Source organism: Streptomyces sp. GbtcB6, from assembly GCF_019091475.1.
GTDB lineage: Bacteria > Actinomycetota > Actinomycetes > Streptomycetales > Streptomycetaceae > Streptomyces > Streptomyces hyaluromycini.
In genome coordinates, this window is sequence record NZ_JAGXJL010000002.1 from 474,971 (window position 1) to 495,032 (window position 20,062).

A 20,062-nucleotide genomic window follows, 5' to 3' on the forward strand; every position below is an offset into this window, starting at 1 on the left:
GACTCCCGCCGAACCAGGTGTGTGGCTTGCTTGTCGAGCGTAATTCACACGGCGTGATTCGCAGGTCCCTTCGCCGATCCGATTGACCACCAAGGAGTCTTTAGCGTGTCGAAAAACGACGAGCCCGCCTCTCGGCCGTTGATGGAGGGACAACTCGGGATTTGGTACGCCCAGCAACTGGACCCCGAGAACACCATCTTCAATGCCGGTGAATATGTTGAATTCTGTGGCGAGCTGGACGTACCGGCCTTCGAGACCGCACTCAGACGCACCGTGAGCGAGGTCCAGGCGGTCCACGCGCGCTTCGTCCTGGACGGCGGCTCCGTACGGCAGGTGTTCGACGGGCTGGTGGACTGGAACCTGTATCGGATCGACGTGAGCAGCGAGCGGGATCCGCGGGCCGCGGCCGAGCACTGGATGTGGTCGGACATGAGGCGTCCGGTGGACCTGCTCAAGGGCCCGCTCTTCACTCACGCGCTTTTCACCACCGCTCCCGGCCGGTTCCTCTGGTATTCGCGCTGCCATCACATCGCGCTGGACGGATTCAGCAGTCCCCTGCTGCTTGCGCGCACCTCTGCCGTCTACAACGCGCTGCTTCGAGGGCAGTCCCCCGACGAGGGAACACTGAAGCCGGTCGACGTGCTGATCAAAGCCGAGGCCGCCTACCGCGCTTCCGCCTCGTTCACGGCCGACCAGCGGTTCTGGTCGGAGACTTTCGCGGACCGGCCCCGGCCTGTGAGTCTGAGTGGCGGCTCCGCAGCGCAGAGCAAGCCGAAATGGTTCCGCCGCCATCTGGAGGTGGTTTCCGCACAGCGGGCGGATCTCCTCCGGGAGGCGGCGAACCGGACAGACGCGAGTCTGGCAAGCCTGTTGATCTCCGCCACCGCGCTCTTCCTCCACCGGATGACGGGTGAAGAGGACATCGTTCTCGGTGTCCCGTCCCTGGGCCGCACGGGCGTGGTACAGCGCCGGATTCCCGCGATGATGGCCAATATCCTCCCGATCCGCCTCACGGTTCAGCCGGAGATGACTCTCACCGAGTTGGTGCGGCACAGTTCGGGCGTGCTGCGTGAGGCGCTGCGCCATCACCGGTACCGGTACGAGGACATCAGCCGTGACCTGAAGCTGGTCAACTCCGGGACGCTCTTCGGCCCGTCGATCAATGTCATGTCGTTCGACTTCGACGCGGATTTCGGCGGCACTCCCGTGGTCCCGTACAACCTCTCGAACGGGCCGGTCGACGACCTCACGATCTCGGTGTACGACCGGGCGGCGGACGGCAGCATGCAAGTCGCGTTCGACGCCAACCCGGAACTGTATGCCGAGGATGCCAACCGCGCCCATGCCCGCCGGTACCAGACGCTGCTCGACTCGATCGCAGACCCATCGGCTCCGGACACCCCGATCGGCCGCATCAGGCTCCTCGGTCCGGACGAAGAGCACCGCGTACTGGTGAAGTGGAACGACACGGCGACGAGTACGGCACCGGCGTGCCTGGCCGAGTTGTTCGAGCGGCAGGCGCGGGCCACCCCCGATGCCGTTGCCGTCACCCAGTACGGCGCCGGTCCCGATCCCGTCCAGATCAGCTACGGGGAACTGAACCGGCGGGCCAACCGGTTGGCCCGGCATCTCCTGGCGCAGGGCGCCGGCGTCGAGAAGCCCGTCACCGTGCTCATGGGCCGCACCTGCGATCTCGTCGTCACCCTCCTGGCCGTCGCGAAATCGGGGGCGGCGTATGTGCCCCTCGATCCCGAGCATCCGCCGGCCCGGCTCGCCCACGTGATCACAGACGCCGAATCGGCCCTGCTGATCACGGATCAGACCCTGCCCCCAGAGCTCGTGGGGCAGCTTCAAGGGGTCAGGACACTGAGACCGGACGCCCCCGCGGAGGCCGCAGAGATCGCAGCACAGGCCGGCGGCGACCTGTCCGACAGCGACCGGGGGGCAGCCCTGCACCCGTCGCATCCGGCGTATCTGATCTACACCTCCGGATCCACGGGCAGGCCCAAGGGCGTGGTCGTCACGCACGAGGCCCTTGCCAACCTGCTCATGTGCAGCCGGAGTTTCCTGCCGCTCACCAGTGACGACCGCCTGCTGGCCGTGACCACGGTCGCTTTCGACATCTCGGCCCTCGAGCTGTACGCACCGCTGATCGTCGGCGCACGAGTCGTGCTCGCCGACTCCGGCAGTGTGCGCGATCCGAACCAACTCGCCGGACTCGTCGACCGCTCCGGTGCATCGGTCATGCAGGCGACACCGTCCGCCTGGCAGGCGCTCGCCATGGCTGCTCCCCAGGCGCCGCGGAAGCTGCGGAAGCTGCTTGTCGGAGGGGAGCCGCTCTCCGCGAACCTGGCCCGCCACCTGCATGAATCGGGTGCGGAAGTCACCAATGTCTACGGCCCGACCGAGACGACGATCTGGTCGACATGCGCGTCGCTGGACGAAGCATGCCCTGACTCGCCACCGATCGGGGTCCCGATAGGCAACACCTCCGTCTACGTCCTGGACAAAAACCTGCAACCGGTCCCCCCGGGCGTCAGGGGAGAGCTGTACATCGCCGGCGCCGGTCTGGCCCGCGGTTACCACGGTCAGCCGGTTCTCACCGCGGGCCGGTTCGTCGCCAACCCCTACGGCCCTCCTGGCAGCCGGATGTACCGAACCGGCGACACCGCCCGGTGGAACCCCGATGGCACATTGCAGTACACCGGGCGTACGGACCATCAGGTCAAGCTGCGCGGATACCGGATCGAGCCGGCCGAGATCGAGCACACCCTCTCGCAGCATCCTCATGTCGCACAGGCCGTGGTGACGGTCCACGAGTCCGGCCCCGGCGACCGGCGGCTGGCCGCCTACGTCACCCCACGCTCCGGGTTCGAGGTCGGCTCCGCCGAGCTCGTCTCACATGTGTCCGCCCAGCTGCCCCCTTACATGGTGCCCGGCTCGGTCACGGTGCTGGACCGCATCCCTCTGACCCCGAACGGAAAGGCCGACCGCAAGGCGCTGCCCGCGCCACTGCCCTCCGCCGTCTCCTCCCGCCCGCCCCGCAACCACCGTGAGGAGCTGCTCTGCGGGCTGTACGCCGAGACACTCGCGCTGCCGCGAGTCGGCGTCGACGATGACTTCTTCTCGCTCGGCGGTCACTCGCTGACAGCCATCCGTCTCGTCAACCGGGTGCGGAGCGTCCTGGGCGTCGACCTCACCCTTCGCACCCTGTTCGACAATTCCACACCCGCGACGCTGGCCCGGCACCTGGGCGAGCCATCGGCATCCCGGCCTGAGCTGGGTGTCCGTCCACGACCGCACCGGGTGCCCTTGTCGGCGGCTCAGCACAGACTCTGGTTCCTGAACGAGCTCGAGGGGCCGAACGCCACGCACAACATCCCGATGGCAGTACACCTCTCGGGCCCTCTGGACCCGGCTGCCCTGGGTCAGGCGCTGCTCGATGTGACAAACCGTCACGAGGCGCTGCGAACGGTCTTCCCCTCCACCGACGGTGAACCCGAGCAGGTCGTGATGCCGATGGAGCACACAACTGCGCTACGGATCTCCGGACTTGAGTCGGACATGGCCACCGCGCTGGCCGTCGAGGCGGATCGGCCCTTCGACCTCGCCACGGAACCGCCCCTGCGCTGCGCTCTGTTCACCGTGGCGGACGAGGAGCACGTCCTGAGCCTGGTACTCCATCACATAGCAGGCGACGGCCTGTCACTGGGCGTCCTCGCACAGGAGTTGTCGACCGCGTACGAGGCACGTCGATCGGGTCGCGAACCGGCATGGGCGCCTCTACCGGTCCAGTACGCCGACTTCACCATGTGGCAGCGGGAACTGCTGGGCTCGGCAGAGCACCAGGACAGCTTGCTTTCACGTCAGTTGGACTTCTGGCGGCGCGAGCTGGCCGACCTGCCGAATCGGCTGGAGCTGCCGACGGACCGGCCGCGTCCGGCCCGGCCCGGCCGCACCGGGGCGACCGTGCCGGTGTCGATCGACGCCGCGTTGCACCAGCGGCTCGTACAGACCGCACTCCGGCACGATGTCAGCACCTTCATGGTGCTCTACACGGCCCTGACGGTCCTGTTGAGCCGTATCAGCGGGCAGACCGACATCCCGGTCGGCTCACCGATGGCCGGACGCGACGACGAGGCGTTGACCCCTCTGATCGGGTTCTTCGCGAACACCCTCGTGCTGCGCACCGACACCGCCGGCAACCCCACTTTCGCAGACCTCCTGGCGCGGGTGCGCGAGACCTGCCTCTCCGCGTACGCCCACCAGGAGGTGCCGTTCGAGCGGCTCGTTGAAGAGCTCTCACCGACCAGGTCCACCTCGCATCATCCGCTCTTCCAGGTGATGCTCGCTGTCGACAGCGGGCGCCCGGAACTCCGCCTGCCCGGACTGACCGTGCGCCGTCTGCCGGGTACTCCCCGGCCCCCCAGGTTCGACCTGTCCATCAATCTGACCGAGCAGCGCGATGCCGACGGCACACCGATCGGCCTCACCGGACTGATCAACTTCGCGACCGACCTCTTCGACGAGTCGACGGTCGCCTGCTTCGCCGACATGCTGACCAGAATCCTCGACTCGGGCTCCGCCGCGCCGCGGACACCGATCGACCGGCTCCGGCTTCTCGGCCCCGCCGAGGAACACCGGGTCCTGACCGAGTGGAACGACACCTCCGCCGACACCACGCCCACGACGCCGGCAGACCTGTTCCGGCACCGGGTACGCGAGCAGCCTTCGGCGACCGCGGTGGTTCACGAGCACGGCAGCCTCACCTACGCCGAGCTGAACGCGCGAGCCAACGCCCTGGCACGGATGCTCGTCGCATCGGGGGTCGGGCCGGAAGGGATCGTCGCCCTGGCGGTCCCCCGGTCGGCCGAGATGATCGTCGCGCTCCTGGCCGTCGTCAAGAGCGGCGCGGCCTACCTGCCGATCGACACCGCCTATCCTTCCGAACGCATCGCACTCATGCTCGCCGACGCGCAGCCGTCCGTCGTCCTCACCACCGGTGCGGTCGCGGACTCCCTGCCCGACACGGCCCGGACTCCCCGCATGGTGCTCGACGACGCCAGGACACGTGCGGCGCTGGCCCGGCAGGACGAGACCGACCTCACCGATGAGGAGCGGACCACACCGCTGGAGCCGGATCACCCCGCCTACGTCATATTCACCTCCGGTTCGACCGGCCGGCCCGCGGGAGTTCAGGTAACCCACGCCGCACTCGGCGCGGTGGTGCGGTACCAGATCGAGCGTCTGGCCGTCGACCGGCACAGCAAGGTGCTGCAGTTCGCATCGCTGAGCTTCGACGCGGCCGGCGGGGAGATACACCGGGCACTGGTCGCCGGCGCCTGCCTCGTCGTGCCGTCGACCGCCCCGGCCCCCCATGAACTGGCCGGCATCGTCTGCGAGCAGGGCATCACCCACTGCTTCGTTCCCCCGGCCGTCCTCGCGGTGCTTCCCGACGGTGCTCTGCACGGCGTGCGTACCCTGACCGTCGGTGGCGAGGCCGGCGCAACGTCGCTCGCACGGCCGTGGTCGGCCGGCCGTCGCATGCTCAACGGCTACGGCCCCACCGAAACCACCATCGCCGCCACGTACCACCAGGTACATCCCGACGATGTGGACGCGCCGCGCCCCTCGCTGCCGATCGGCCGCCCCATCCACAACACCCGTACTTATGTTCTTGACCCGGGACTCAATCCTGTCCCGCCCGGTGTCGTGGGCGAGCTGTACCTGGCGGGCGTCGGTCTGGCCCGTGGCTATCTGCGCCGCCCCGGTCTGACGGCGGAGCGGTTCGTCGCCTGCCCCTACGGCACCGAGGGCGAACGCATGTACCGCACAGGAGACTTGGTGCGGTGGAACTCCGCGGGGCAGCTGGAGTTCGTCGGTCGGGCCGACAGCCAGGTGAAGGTCAGGGGCTACCGCATCGAACTCGGCGAAGTCGAGTCCGTACTGGCCCGGCACCCCTCCGTCAGCAGTGTGGCCGCCGCCGTGCACGAGGACCCCGCCGGCGACCCGCGGCTGGTCGCGTATGCCGTACCGACCGCCGAAGGCCACCTCGACGCAGCCGCGCTCAGGTCCTACGCGGCCGGGACCCTGCCGAGCCACATGGTGCCCGACAAGGTCGTGGCGCTCGACGCGTTGCCGCTCACGCCGAACGGCAAGAGGGATCGCCGGTTGTTGCCGCAGCCGGACTTCACGGCAGCCCCGATGCCCTTCCGCCCGCCCCGAACCGCGGACGAAGAGGTGCTGTGCGGGTTGTTCGCGGACGTACTCGGTCTCGAACAGGTCGGTATCGACGACTCGTTCTTCGAGCTCGGCGGCCACTCGCTGACCGCCACCCGGCTGGTGAGCCGCATCCGCGCGACGCTCGGGCGCGACCTGCCGCTACGGGACCTCTTCGAAGCACCCACCGTGGCCGCGCTGGCCGGCAGGCTCGAAGCGGAGTCCTCCGGCAGCGCGCTGGAGGTCCTGCTGCCTCTCAACCTCCGTGGCGACGGGCCGCCCCTGTTCTGCTTCCATCCGGCCGGCGGACTGGCATGGGTCTACGCACGCCTCATCCAGCACCTACCCGCGGACCAGCGGCTCTACGGCCTCCAGACACGCGGACTCACCCAACTCCGGGACGTCCCGGCCACCGTTGAGGAGATCGCCGCAGACTACGTGAACGAGATCCGGTCGGTGCAGCCGCACGGCCCCTACCGCCTCCTCGGCTGGTCGTCCGGTGGTGTCCTCGCACACGCGACGGCGGCACTGCTTCAGCAGGAGGGCCAGTCCGTCGACTTCCTGGTGCTGATCGACGCGCATCCGACCGCCCGGCCCGACGAGGTCGACCCCGAACCCGACCACCTGCCGGACCTGGCAGGCGCGATCGGTGTGCAGCTGGATCTCGCAGAGGTCGACCACCACGATCCGCGGGAATTGCTCAATGCCCTCAAGGCATCCGACCACCCGCTGCGAGACCTCGACGAGTCAACGATCCTGGCCATGTACCAGGACTATGAGACGGCCCGGACGTCACGGCACACCTATGTCCCTCCGCAATTCCGCGGAGATGTGCTTGCCTTCACCGCCGCATCCGACCGACGCGAATCCGCGGTCAGGACATGGGCCCCCTATGTACGCGGGCATATCACCGAGCACCCGATCTCCTGCCACCATCACGAGATGATGCAGCCCGGCCCGCTCGGCGCGATGGCGACAGAAATCCGGGACATCCTCCGGGGAGAGAACTGAGTCCATGACCCACCCCATCATCTTCCTCTGGGCCCACCCGCGGTCCCGGTCCACCGCATTCCTTCGTATGATGCTGGAACGCGGAGACTTCCTGGTACTTCACGAGCCATTTTCCAGCATCACCGTGCAAGGGCATGCACACATGGCAGAGGAAAGCGTAACAAGCGCCACAGAACTCCTCGGCCTGCTGGAGGTCGCGGCAGAGAAAAGCCCGGTCTTCATCAAGGAAACCACGGAGTACCGATACGACATCCTCGACGATCCCCGGCTGCCGCACCTGGGTGAACACACGTTCATCATTCGGGACCCCGGGCCCACCCTGGCTTCCCACTTCGCCATGAACCCACAGTTCACATGCGGTGAAGTCGGGTACGAACACCAGGTCGAGATATTCGATCTGGTCAGGAGATCCACCGGCCGCACACCGTTGGTGATGGAGGCGGAAAAGCTCGTCAAGGAACCCGATCATGTGATCCGACGTTTCTGCCTGGAAATCGGAATCCCGTTCCGGGGGTCCGCCCTCACCTGGGAGCCCGGCGAGCAGCAGGCCTGGAGTCGGACAAGCGAATGGCACCAGGCCGTCGCCCGGAGTACCGGATTCCACTCGTCGGAGAGCACCTATCCGGTAAGCATCGAAAACAACAGGATGCTGGCGGGATACCATTCTCACCACATGCCCTTCTATGAAATCCTGCGGTCTCACGCATTCACCACCGAAACGAATGCGGAGCCCATCTGGGGCTACCGGTAGTGCGCCGCTGACGGCTGAGTGGGCAGGCCGGTGCCGTTGCCCGGCCTGCCCGCTCCTCGGCCTCCGCCTGTCTGCCGGCACCTTGGTAGGGTGCGACGATGCAGGCGTCGGAGGTCCCGCGTGCGGTGGCCGCGGCCCTGTCGACCGCCTCGTCACTCGGTCTGGCGGTCGACGACGCGGTCGTTCTTCATGACTCGAACAAGCTCACTCTGCGCCTGCTGCCTTGTGACGTCCTGGCCCGGGTGGCACCAGTGGCCGATCAGGTCGCACAGTTCGAAATCGACCTTGCCCGGCAGCTCGCCGGATCCGGGTGCCCCGTGGCCGCTCTGGAACCCCGAGTGGAACAACGCGTCCACGAGCGTGACGGCTTCGCGGTCACACTGTGGACCTACTACGAACCGGTGACGCCACGTCGAGAGGTCCCGCCAGCCGACTACGCCCATGCGCTCGAGCGGCTGCACGCCGGCATGCGCAAGCTCGACATCCCGACGCCGCACTTCACGGATCGAGGCGACCAGCTCCCCAACGGGCGCCGGCTTGCCACAGAGTGGCTCAGCCAGATCCGAGCAGCGCTCTAACAGACCGGCCCGTCAGGGGTGTTCGGGAAGCCGAGCGCAACCCTTCGCCGGGTTTGCGTGTCTGAGTCAACTGCCAACGCCGACCCGGTTCGGTCGGCCCCGGGCGGGGACACCGCGCCCTCCACTGAGTACGGCTACTCATGCCGCCCCGCGCCGGGGCAGGGACGATGGGCCGTGTCGGCGGCGTGCGGACAGGAGACGGGGGCATGGGCAGATTTCTCGGAGCGGTGGCGGCCGTCGTGGCGGCGGCCGCGGCGTTGGTCTTCGCTTATGTGGCGGGGGCGCCGCCCGCGGTGGTGTTCGCCGTGGGGGCGGGAGTACTGAGCCTGCTGTGGCTGATGCTCCTGCTCACCCTGCCCTGGAACCTGTACTTCCGGGCGCATGCGGTACTCGCCGAGATCGCGGTCAGCCGGGAAAAGGGCATACAGGTCCCGGCGGCCCGGGACACCGAGGCCTCGCGCATCGCCCGCGCGATGCTCCGGGCGGCGGTCGCGGGGCACGTCCTGACGGCGGCGGTCGTCGTCGCGGTCACCTGGGCGACGGGCGGGTTCACGGGGTACTGGTTCGCCGCGTTCTTCCTGCTGAGCACCTTCTTCCGGCCGGCCGGCGCGTACTTCGGCCAGCTCCGCAGGCGCCTGGGCACCCTCCTCAAGGACGTCACGTATCCGCGGGACGACGTCGTCGAGCTGCAGGCCCGGCTGAACCGCGCCGAGGCCGGGACCCGGGTCCTGGAGGAGAAGGCGGAGGAACAGTACCGGGCCCTCGCCGAACTGCGCCGCACCGTGGACGCGCTGGCCATGAGCTCCTACGAGCGGGCCGAGGAGGCGGACCGCAGGATCGCGGCGCTGGGCAGGCAGTTCGAGTCCACGGTGAACCGCCTCACCGACAGCCAGGAGATCATCGCGGGCGTCAAGGCATTCCTGCGGCTGCTGCACACCACCGACGCACCGGACGGCACCCCGGCCTCCGGGTGACCGGCCGCCGTTCCCTCATGCACTGTCTAGGGTTGAGGCATGGACGCCAGTACAACACCCCCCGCCCCGGCCGCCGTTGACCCCGCGGAGCTGCTCGCCGACCCGTACGCCGGGTACGCCGCGCTGCGGGAGGCCGGGCCCGTGCACCGGGTCGCCGGGACCGACGGGCTGCCGGCCTGGCTGGTCACGCGGTACGAGGACGTGCGGCAGGCCCTGGCCGACCCGCGGTTCTCCCTCGACAAGGCCAACGCCAAGCCCGGCGGCTACCGCGGGCTCGCGCTGCCGCCCGCGCTCGACGCCAACCTGCTGAACATGGACCCGCCGGACCACACCCGCGTCCGGCGCCTGGTGTCCCGGGCGTTCACGCCCCGCCGTATCGCCCTGCTGCGCGAACCGGTCCGGCGGACCGCCGACGCGCTGCTCGACGCCATGGCGCCCCTCGGCCGTACCGATCTGGTCGCCGCCTACGCGGCACCACTGCCCATCGCCGTGATCTGCGAACTGCTCGGCGTGGCCGAGGAGGACCGGCCGGACTTCCGGTCCTGGACCGACGCGCTCGTCGTCCCGGACCCCGCACGGCCCGAGCGGGCGAAGGAGGCCGTCGGGGCGCTGCTGGCCTTCTTCGCGCGGCTGCTCGCCCGCAAGCGTGCCGAGCCCGCCGACGACCTGCTCTCCGCCATGATCGCGGTACGGGACGAGGAGGACCGGCTCAGCGAGGACGAGTTGATGTCGCTGGCCTTCCTCATCCTGTTCGCCGGGTACGAGAACACCGTTCATCTGATCGGCAACGCCACTCTGGCCCTGCTCCAGAACCCGGCCCAGTTGGCCGCGCTGCGCGCGGAGCCGGACCGGCTGGGCCCGGCCGTGGAGGAACTGGCCCGCTACGACGGGCCCGCGCCGCTCGCCATCCGCCGTTTCCCGACCGCGGACGTCACCATCGGCGGGGTCACCGTCCCGGCGGGCGAGACGGTGCTGCTGTCCCTGGCGGCGGCCCACCGCGACCCGCGCCGCTTCCCCGAGCCCGACCGGCTCGACCTCGGCCGCGACGCCACCGGGCACCTGGCCCTCGGCCACGGCATCCACTACTGCCTCGGCGCACCGCTGGCCCGGCTGGAGACCGAGATCGCCCTCGGCGCGCTCGTCGAACGCTTCCCCCGACTCGAACTCGACGTGCCGGTGGACCGGTTGGAGTGGCGTCCGTCGATGCGCACCCGCGGGCTGCTCGCCCTGCCCGTGCGCTACTGAGGGGCGCCGGGGCGGCGGGCATGCCGTGGCCCCCCGGGTGCTGCCGCGCGGGCGTCTCCGGGGGGCTGCGCTTCGGCGTGGCCTGCCGTCAGGTGCTGCTGCGCCGGCGGGCCGGTGCGCGGGAGGCGGGCTTGGGCTCCCGGGGCAGCGGCTTCGGCGGTGCGGTGTCCCTGGTGTCGGGCACCTGGGCCTCGTCCCCGGTGCCGGGCACCCGGTCGCCATCCTCGGCTGCGAGCACCTGGTCGCCGTACAGGTCCTGCAGCCAGTTGGTCTGGTAGATGGTGTCGAGGTAGCGCTCGCCGAGGTCCGGCGCGACGGCCACCGCGGTGAGGTCACCGGTGTCGTGCCGGGCCAGCCAGTCCGTCGCGCCGCTCACCACGGTCCCGGTGGAGCCGCCGAACAGGAAGCCGTGCCGGGCCATGCGGTGACACATCCGGATGGTGTCCGGCTCCTCCACCCGGATCACCTCGTCGACGAAGGACTCGTCGAGCAGCGGCGGGCGCATGCTCATGCCGAGTCCCGGGATCATCCGGCGGCCCGGTTCGCCGCCGAACGCCACCGAGCCCGCCGCGTCCACGGCGACGATCCGCACCGGCCGGTCCCACTCGCGGAAGTAGCGGGCGCAGCCCATGAGCGTTCCGGTGGTGCCCGCGCCGACGAACAGGACGTCCAGTTCGGGGAACCGGCGGGCGATCTCCGGGGCGGTCGTACGGTAGTGCGCCGTCCAGTTGCCCGCGTTGGTGTACTGGCTGAGCCAGACGTACCGGTCGTCCGACGCGCACAGCGAGCGGACGTACTCGATCCGGGTGCCCAGGAAGCCGCCGTTGGAGTCCTGGTCGGCCACGATGTGCACCTCGCTGCCGAGCGCCTCCATCAGGAGTCTGGTCGACAGGTTGCAACGGGAGTCCGTCACACACAGGAACCGGTAACCCTTGCTCGCGGCGATCATGCTGAGCGCGACGCCGAGGTTGCCGGAGGAGGACTCGACGAGGACGGAGTCCGCTTTCAGGATTCCGTCCCGCTCGGCGTTCTCCACCATCTCGTTGGCGGCCTTCAGCTTGATGGATCCGGCGAAGTTGAAGGCCTCGCACTTCAGATAGAGCGGGTGTCCGCAGATCGACTCCAGGTCGACATAGAGGTCGCCCTCGTTGAAGGCGTAGGGAGCGGAGATGACAGGCACGGCGGGCCTCCTGGTGCCGGGCCGAGGACGACGGCCTCAGCCGTACCGGCGCAGTTCGTGGAAGAAGTCATCGATGAGACAGAGGTCCCCGGCCCGGGACACCTCGTCGTAGACGTACTTGCCGACGGCGAGGTCGAGGACGCCGAGTCCGAAGGGCGAGAAGATCACCGGGCGGTCGGGCGGTGGTGCGGCCCGGCCCGACATGACGTCGCCGAGGGTTCCGTTGAGGAAGTCGCGGCTGCCGGTGAGCTGTTCGACCAGATGGGGTGACGTGTCGGCCTTGAGGCAGTGGTCGACGTCGTCGACGAAGTTGGCCGCACCCAGCAGGACCTCGGGGGCGAGGTCGCGCAGGGACACGTGCAGGACCAACGGGTTGTGGGTGAACCAGGCCGGGTCCGTGACATGGGGCCGGCCGGCGATGGTGGCGAAGACCACGAGGTCGCTGTCGCGGACCAGGTCCTCGGCGTGGTCGTGGACGGTGATCCGCGCGCCGGTGCCGGTCTGCTCCAGATAGCCGCGGAAGCCGCCGGAGCTGTCGGCGGACAGGTCGTGCACGCCGATCTCGTCGAAGTCCCAGCCGGTGCCGGCCAGGAAGGTGTGGATGTAGCGGGCGATCAGGCCCGTCCCGAAGAAGCCGACCCGGGTGGGGCGGGTACGGCCGCGGCTGAGCCAGTCGGCGGCCAGTGCCGCGGAGGCCGCGGTCCTGGTGGCGCTGATGATCGAGCTCTCCAGGCAGGCGAACGGGTAGCCGGTGTCGTGGTCGTTGAGGACCAGCACCGCGGAGGCCCGCGGCAGCCCGGCGCTCACGTTCTCCGGGAAGCTGGAGACCCACTTCAGGCCGTCCACCTGGACCGTCCCGCCGAGGGAGGCCGGAAGCGCGATGATCCGCGAGGTCGGGCGGTCGGCGAAGCGCAGGAAGTACGACGGCGGGTTGACCGAGTCCCCGGCGTCGTGCATCCGGTAGACGGCCTCGACCAGCTCCACGAGGTCCTTCTCGCGCCCGCTCAGCGCTCGTTGCACCTGCGCACCGGTGATCACCGCGAAGGTCGGTACGGATCCCCGCTCGGGCACGGCCGCCCTGGCGGCCGACGACAGTACATCGGTCATCGCTCGCTCGCCTCCAGGGCCGGGCAGTCCTCGGCCGGCCGGACGGGTACGCCCATGCCGACCAGCACCTGCCGTTCGCCGGTGAACGCCTCTCTGCTGTGCGCGGTGCGGATGTTGTCCACCAGCAGCAGGTCGCCGCGCTGCCAGGGTTCGCGCCGGGTGTGTGCCTCGTAAGTGCTGTTGATCAGCTGGACGACGTCCTCGCCGATCGGGCTGCCGTCGCCGTGGCGGGTGTTGAACGGCAGTCCGTCCGCGCCGTAGACGTCCACCAGGTACTCGCGCACCTCGGGTGTGAGGGTCCACTCGTTGAGGAAGGCGATCTGGTTGAACCAGCAGCGCCGGCCGGTGAGCGGGTGCCGGACGACGGCGTTGCGGCGCTGTTCGGTGCGCAGGGAGCCGTCGGGCTGCCAGGTGAAGTCGATGGCGTTGGCCCGGCAGTAGCTCTCGATCTCGGCGCGGTCGCCGGTGCCGAAGGACTCGGTGAGGCTCGCGCCGATCTCGTCGTTGTAGGTGCGGGTCAGGATCCAGCCCTCCCGCTCGAACCGTTCGGTGAGCCCGGCGGGCAGTGCCCGCAGCACCTCTTCGGCGTCGGCCACCGCGGTCGCCCCGCCCTGCTCGGACGCGGTGAGGCAGGCGAACAGCATCAGGCCGGGCACCTGGAGCCGGTAACTCAGCTCGTGGTGCATGCACATGGGCTGGTTGGCCGGCCAGGGCGTGGACGCGTACACGCCGGGGCGGTGGGTCTCGCGGGGCGCGAAGACCTCCTGCTCCGTCATGAGTTCCCCGGCCAGCTGTCCGAAGACGGCGCCGACCTGGTCGGGGTCGCGCAGTCCGAGGCCGCGGACGACCAGTGCCCCGTGCTCGGTGACCTGCGCACGCAGCGCCTCGCGGTGCTCGGCCGCCCACTTCGGTGGGTCGTCGGGGGGATCGACGTGCAGCAGTGCCGGCTTGTCCGGGCGCAGCTCCACGTCGAGCGGTGATGCCAGGAATGAGAACGGCATCTCGGGTTCCTTTCGGTCGACCGCCTGGGGTGTGACGGATCAGGAGGAGGCGAGGGGGAGGACGGTGGTCAGGACGGCCTGCGCCGCCTCGGCCGGGCGGGTGCGCAGGAAGTGGTGGCCGCCGTCGGGGAGTTCGTGCAGCTCGACGCGGTCGGCCAGGAGCAGCCAGTCCCGGTGGCGGCGGGCGTGCCCGGCGGTGTGCGGGTCGTCGGCGGCGACGACCACGGAGACCGGCGCGGACACCTTGCCGGGCGGCGGGGCTTCCAGGGCCGCGGCGAAGTAGCGGTGTGCCGCGACGCAGTCGTGCCGGTAGGCGGCGGCGATGTGGGCGGCGTGCCGCGGGTTCAGCTCGGCGAGTTCGGTGTGGCCGCCGTCGGCGGTCAGCCGTGCCACGATGTCGGCATCGCTCAGGTGCGTCAGTTCGGTGACGGCGGTGTGCCGTTCGGGCGCGGTGCCGAGCAGTTGCGCGCCGAGGAAGAGCCGTTCCACGCGTACGCCGCGCCGCTGGAGCCTCCTGGCCGTCTCGACGGCCGGTGCGGCTCCCGAGGAGTGGCCCCACAGCATGACCCGGGTCAGTCCGCGTGCCGTGATCTCGGCGGCGACCTGCTCGGCCACCTCCTCGACGGGTGCGAACGGCTCGGGGGGCGCGGCCAGGTTGTGGCCGGGCGGGTCCACGGCGAGGACGGTGAGGCCGCCGCCCGCCAGGGCGCTCGCCATCGGCTGGTAGTTGACAGCGTTGCCGCCCGCGTAGGGGAAGCAGACCAGGGCGCACTCGGGCGTGCCGCTCCCGTCCGCCAGGGTCAGCAGCAGCTCCGGGCGCTGCGGGGCCGGGCCGTCGAGGAGAGCGGCCAGGTCGGCGAGGACCGGGTGCCGGGTGATGTCCTTCAGGGACACCGCGCGGTCGAGGGCGAGGCTGAGTTTGACCGCGGTCAGGGAGGTGCCGCCGGAGTCGAAGAAGTGGTCCGTGCGGCCGATCCGCTCCTCGGGCACCCCCAGCAGTTCGGCCCAGGCCGCGGCCACCCTCCGCTCGGCCGGGCCGAGTCGGTCGCCGCCCGCCCGGCGGGCGCCGTCGGCCGCCCGGTGCGGGTCGCCGGCCGGCGCGGTCTCGGCCAGCTTGGTCAGGGCCTTCTTGTCGATCTTGCCGTTGGCGGTCAGCGGAAGGCTGTCCTGCCAGTGGAAGGCGGACGGGACCATGTAGGCGGGCAGCGCCGCGCCGAGCGCCTCGCGCAGGGCCTCCGGCCGCCGCCGCCCACCGGAGTAGAAGGCGATGAGCTGCTTGCCGCCGCCAGACCGCTCGGCGACGACCACCGCGCCGTCCCGTACACCGGCCACCCGCAGCAGGCAGTTCTCGATCTCGCCGATCTCGATCCGGAAACCGCGGATCTTGACCTGGCTGTCCCGGCGGCCGAGGAACTCCAGCCTGCCGCCGGGGTGCCAGCGCCCCCAGTCGCCGCCCAGGTAGAGCCGTTCGCCGGGCCGGTACGGGTCGGTGCGGTACGCCTCCCGGGTGCGCTCGGGATCGTTGACGTAGCCCCGGCCCACGCAGACGCCGGAGAAGGCGATCAGTCCGGGGGCGCCCAGCGGTACCAGAGACAGGTGCTCGTCGACCACGTGGACGCGGACGTTGTTGACGGCCCGGCCGAGCAGGACCCGGTCGGGCACCTCCCGGAGGAGTTCGTGGTTGGTGTCGTCCGACGTCTCGGTCAGTCCGTAGGCGTTGAGCAGCGCGATGCCCGGCTGGACCGCGAACCAGCGCTGCGTCAGCTCCCGTTTCAACGCCTCGCCGGTCACCGACACGCAGCGCAGGTCCGGCAGGGTGCGCGGGTGCTGCTCCAGGTAGGAGACCACGACCTCCAGGTACGACGGCACGAGCTGGGCCACGCCGACCCGGGCGCGCTCCAGGGTGTCGGTGAACCGTGCCACGTCCGTGATCACGTCCTGCTCGATCAGCAGGGTCCGCCCGCCCACCAGCAGCGGGGCGACGAGCTGCCACAGGGAGATGTCGAAGCACTGCGGGGCGGTCTGCGCCACCACGGTCGCCTCGCCGATCGCCAGGTCGTCGATCTTGGCGTGGAGGTGGTTGAGCATGCCCGCGTGCTCGCACATCGCGCCCTTCGGCTCGCCGGTGGAGCCGGAGGTGAAGTAGATGTAGGCGAGCTGGCCGGGGTCGACGCGGATCCCGGGATCGTCGTCGGCGTGCGGTTCGGCGTACGCCGTGTCGAACGGCAGCTTCTCGACGTCCGGCAGGACGGCCAGCGCCTGGTCCAGGGTGTCCGTGCTGCCGGGCTCGGTCAGGGCCAGCCGGCAGCCGGCCCGGGACAGGGTCGCCTCGATGCGGCCGGCCGGGAAGTGCGGCTCGATCGGCAGGTACACGCCGCCCGCCTTGAACACCGCCAGCATCGCGGCCAGCCAGTCGAGGGTGCGCTCGGAGACGACGGCGACCACGTCCTCCCGGTGCAGTCCCCGGGCCAGCAGGGCGCGCGCCAGCCTGTTGGCGTGCCGGTTGAGTTCGTCGTACGTCCACTCCCGCGTGCCGTGTACGGCCGCCACGGCCTGCGGATGGGCCCGCACCCGCTGTTCGAACAGTTCGTGCGCACGGCCGTCCGGCAGCGGGCGGTGCGGCCCGGCGAGGTCTTCCAGCTGCTCGCGCTGTTCCTCGGCCGACAGCAGGCTCTGCCGGCTGTGGTCGGCGTCGGGGTCCGCCGTCATCAGCCGCAGCGCGGTCAGGTGGTAGCCGCCGACGCGGGCAGCGGCCCCGGCGTCCAGGACGTCCGCGCGGTACCGCAGGTGCAGTGTCAGCCGGCCGTCCCGGTCGGACCAGCGCACCTGCAGGACGCCGTCGCCGGCGTGGACCTCCCCGGCCTCCTCGGCTCCGAGGGGACCCCAGACGACCTCGTACGACGGCTCAGTCAGCCCGAGTTCGCTCCGCAGCTCCCCCACCGGGTGGTCCCGGTGCGCCCGCAGCTGCGCCTCGGCGTACCCGGCGGACGTGAGCAGGGCGGCCCAACTCCCCGGGGGGACGGGTACCCGGCACGGCAGCGGCTCGTCGGCCGCGCCGGTTGCGAGGCCCGTGACCACCTCCGGCTCGCCGGAGAGCACGGCCAGCACCTTGAGGTGGGCGGCCAGCAGCAGCGCGCCGGCCGGCAGGCCCTGCCGCGCGGCCAGTTCCCGCACCGCCCGCGTCACGTCGTCCGGCACCGGTGTCTCGTGTCCGGCGGTTCCCGGCACCGGTTCCCGGACCCACCGGGGCACGGTGGTGGCACCGCCGGCGGTCAGTGTCCGGGTCCAGAACTCCCGGTCCGTCTCCACGCGCGTTCCCATCGAATGGCCTTCCTCAACTCGCCTTGGCCGTGGCGGCGTCAACTGCGGTCGCGACCCGGCCGACGCCGGCGGACCGGCTGTCGCGGTCCGGTATGTCCACCGCGGGGTTGCCGCCCCACTGGGCGTTCGGGGGGACTTCCTCGCCCTTCATGAGGAAGGAGTCGGGCGCCAGCACGGAGCCGTCGCCCATGGTCACGCCGTAGTGCACATGGGCGGCGATGCCCAGCGTGCAGCCGGCGCCGAGCGTGGTGACGTCGGACTTGAAGGTGCCGTCCTCCTGCGAGTGGCACTGGATCTTGCTGCCGGCGTTGAGGGTGCAGTCGTCGCCGATGACGCCGAGGGTCCGCTCGGTCAGGTAGCAGCCGTCGTCGAACACCCTGCGGCCGATGCGTACCCCCAGCAGCCGCCAGACCAGGCTCTTGAACGGGGTTCCGTTGAAGATGTTGAGGAAGTGGTCCGGCACCTTCCACAGCCGTTCGTGCCACCAGAAGTACGGGTCGTAGATGGAGCACAGCCGGGGGCGCAGCGCGCGGAAGGAGGCGAGGCAGCGCTCCACGAGGATGAAGTACGCGGCGGAGAAGGCGAGGGTGAACGCCAGGTAGCCGGCGATCACCACCTGTCCGAGCACGCCGTACAGGTCCACGGAGGCGAGGCCGAAGAGGGTGAGCGCGAAGGTGTGCAGCCATCGCACGAGCAGCATGAGTGCCATGGAGCGGAGGTTGTAGCGGTTCTTCGCGGCCAGCCGATGGTGAAACGTTTCTCCGGTCCGGAGATGGTCGAACCGGGCATCGCGGTCCACCGAGCGGGGGATCTCGAAGCACGGTGAGCCGAGGAGCCCCACGCCTTCCCGGATCTCGCCGTCGAGGGGGACCATCACCTTCGTCGCGAGCAGGCAGTTCTCCCCGGTCCTGGCGCCGGCCGGATAGGCGATGTTGTTGCCCAGGAAGTTGTGCGACCCGATGGTGGCCCGGGACAGCCGGAAGGACGTGCTGGAGAAGTCGGCGTTGAGGACGGAGAGGCCGTCGGCCACCATCGTCCCGCTGCCGACGGTGACCAACAGCGGTGTCTCGTGCTGCACTTCGGTGCCGAAGTTCGACCCGGTCTGCTCCACCTTCGACAGGTCGTATCCGATACCGCGGAGGTAGCCCACGATGTAGGAGCTGTCGCCGAAGAGCCAGGCGAAGAACTTGACGTTCGTCATGCGGGCCGTGGTCCGCTGCAGCGCGTAGTGGAACCCGTAGAGCGGATACACCTTGTCGGGCTTGACCACGAGGCCCACCAGGCGCGGAAGGGTGCACAGGGCCGCCAGTCCCAGGACGAGGAACCCGAAGAACAGCACGAGGGAGAGCAGCAGCGCGTCGGGGAGCAGTTGCGACCAGCCGAGCGAGGCCGTGGCCGGGTCGAGTCGCTTGCCGATCGCCGGTACCTCGGTGAAGAGCATGTAGACGCCGCCGACGACCAGCGGGACGTACAGGAAGATCAGCTGGAGCAGGGTACCGAGGCCGAACCAGGCGCGGCGCAGGGTGCCGCAGTTCGCCGGGGCGACCCGGATGTAGTCGGTCCGGGTGGGCTCCGCCGGGGATCCGTGCCAGCGCTCGCCGTCCGGGACCGCCTGGCCTCGGTGCAGGGCGGAGGAGTGGCCGAGCTGGGCGCCGTGCCCCAGGGAGGTGTCGATGTCCAGGACGGTCTTCTCGCCGACGAAGGCGTCCGCGCCGAGGGTGATCCGGCCGGTCTGGATGTGGCCGGCGCACGCCCGGTAGCCGAGGAAGAAGGAGTCCTTGCGGATCACCGCGCCCGCGCCGATCGTCAGCAGGTCGGTGCAGACGGGGACGGAGTGGGAGAGGATCGTGACTCCCTTGCCGATCCGTGCGCCGAGGGCCCGCAGGTAGAGCACGTACAGCGGGGTCCCGGTGAGGAAGACCATCGGGTTCGCGTGCAGCAGCACCTTGACGAGCCAGAAGCGCAGATACGTCAGGCCCCAGACGGGAAACTCGCGGGGTCGCCAGCGTCCGACGAGCACCCATTTCGCGACGACGGGGAACACGCACAGCGCCACGAACGCGGCGCTTCCGAAGAGCAACGACCGCAGATAGACGTCGGCCAGCCCCTTGCCGGAGGCGATCCACTCGTATCCCGCGGCGGTGACGAACCCGGAGACCAGGGAATAGCCCAGGAAGACCAGCAACTGGAGGGTTCCGCAGAGCAGATGGTTCCGCCGGTTCACGCGCGGTTCCGGTGCCGGCGTCGGCGCGGGCTGCGGGGCGTGCGCCGGATCGGCGGGAGCGGGGGCGGTCTCGCCGAGAGCCGCCGCCAGACTCTGGATCGTGGGGTGCCGGTAGACGTCCCGCATGGACGGCGACGGCAGATCGGCCGTCTTGCGTATTCGTGCGCAGAACTGGGCCATGACCAGGGAGTTGGCGCCGAGGTCGGCGAAGAAGTGGCCGTCGACCGGGACGGACTCGGCGTCGAGGAGATCGGCCAGTGCCTGCGCGAGCCTCCGCTCCGTCTCCGCCCCCCTGGGGTCGGCGCCGGTCAGGGCGACGGCAGGTTCATCCGGCTCCGACACGACCTCGGAGGACTGTTCCACCATGCGATCTCCTGGAGAACGTGGATGTTCCTGATCACGAACCGGCGGATTCAGTTTGTCCGGATAAGAGCGCTACCTGCCACTTGTC

9 protein-coding genes and 1 pseudogene are annotated in these 20,062 nt (G+C 70.1%); 5 read left to right on the forward strand and 5 right to left on the reverse strand.

All coding sequences use genetic code 11. The features are described 5' to 3' along the window. The first annotated feature begins 105 nt into the window (after positions 1-105). The 5 genes and pseudogenes from KVT45_RS04960 to KVT45_RS04980 all read left to right on the forward strand — a co-directional run bounded on the left by KVT45_RS04960 (position 106) and on the right by KVT45_RS04980 (position 10,778). Positions 106-7,230, forward strand: coding sequence for a non-ribosomal peptide synthetase (locus KVT45_RS04960; protein WP_217545222.1), 7,125 nt, complete (start codon positions 106-108; stop codon positions 7,228-7,230). A 4-nt stretch (positions 7,231-7,234) separates the two neighbouring features. Then, complete coding sequence (locus KVT45_RS04965; RefSeq protein ID WP_217545223.1) at positions 7,235-7,981, forward strand: sulfotransferase family protein; 747 nt, start codon at positions 7,235-7,237, stop codon at positions 7,979-7,981. A gap of 98 nt (positions 7,982-8,079) precedes the next feature. Next, positions 8,080-8,499, forward strand: a pseudogene (locus KVT45_RS04970) (aminoglycoside phosphotransferase family protein); the annotation flags it as partial. Between the two features lie 266 nt (positions 8,500-8,765). Further along, positions 8,766-9,533, forward strand: coding sequence for a hypothetical protein (locus KVT45_RS04975; RefSeq protein WP_217545224.1), 768 nt, complete (start codon positions 8,766-8,768; stop codon positions 9,531-9,533). A gap of 39 nt (positions 9,534-9,572) precedes the next feature. Beyond that, on the forward strand, positions 9,573-10,778 hold the full coding sequence (locus KVT45_RS04980) for a cytochrome P450 (protein WP_217545225.1): 1,206 nt from the start codon (positions 9,573-9,575) through the stop codon (positions 10,776-10,778). A gap of 88 nt (positions 10,779-10,866) precedes the next feature. Here KVT45_RS04980 and sbnA read toward each other — a convergent pair whose 3' ends face one another. Genes sbnA through KVT45_RS05005 form a run of 5 tightly spaced genes read right to left on the reverse strand, consistent with a single transcriptional unit; the run spans position 10,867 to position 19,977 of the window. Continuing rightward, on the reverse strand, positions 10,867-11,958 hold the full coding sequence (gene sbnA / locus KVT45_RS04985; protein ID WP_217545226.1) for a 2,3-diaminopropionate biosynthesis protein SbnA: 1,092 nt from the start codon (positions 11,956-11,958) through the stop codon (positions 10,867-10,869). Between the two features lie 36 nt (positions 11,959-11,994). Next, positions 11,995-13,065: a 2,3-diaminopropionate biosynthesis protein SbnB gene (gene sbnB, locus KVT45_RS04990; protein ID WP_217545227.1), complete on the reverse strand. Its 1,071-nt coding sequence runs from the start codon at positions 13,063-13,065 to the stop codon at positions 11,995-11,997. Then, positions 13,062-14,066 carry a TauD/TfdA family dioxygenase gene (locus KVT45_RS04995; RefSeq protein ID WP_217545228.1) on the reverse strand — a complete coding sequence of 335 codons (1,005 nt, stop codon included), beginning with the start codon at positions 14,064-14,066 and terminating at the stop codon, positions 13,062-13,064. Before KVT45_RS04995 ends, sbnB begins: the two co-directional genes overlap by 4 nt. Before the next feature lie 39 nt (positions 14,067-14,105). Further along, the gene (locus tag KVT45_RS05000) at positions 14,106-17,387 is read right to left on the reverse strand and encodes an amino acid adenylation domain-containing protein (protein WP_217545229.1); all 3,282 of its coding nucleotides are present in this window, start codon (positions 17,385-17,387) and stop codon (positions 14,106-14,108) included. Positions 17,388-17,400: 13 nt separating this feature from the next. Next, positions 17,401-19,977, reverse strand: a complete 2,577-nt coding sequence (locus KVT45_RS05005) for a Pls/PosA family non-ribosomal peptide synthetase (protein WP_217545230.1) — start codon at positions 19,975-19,977, stop codon at positions 17,401-17,403. Positions 19,978-20,062: the final 85 nt, after the last annotated feature.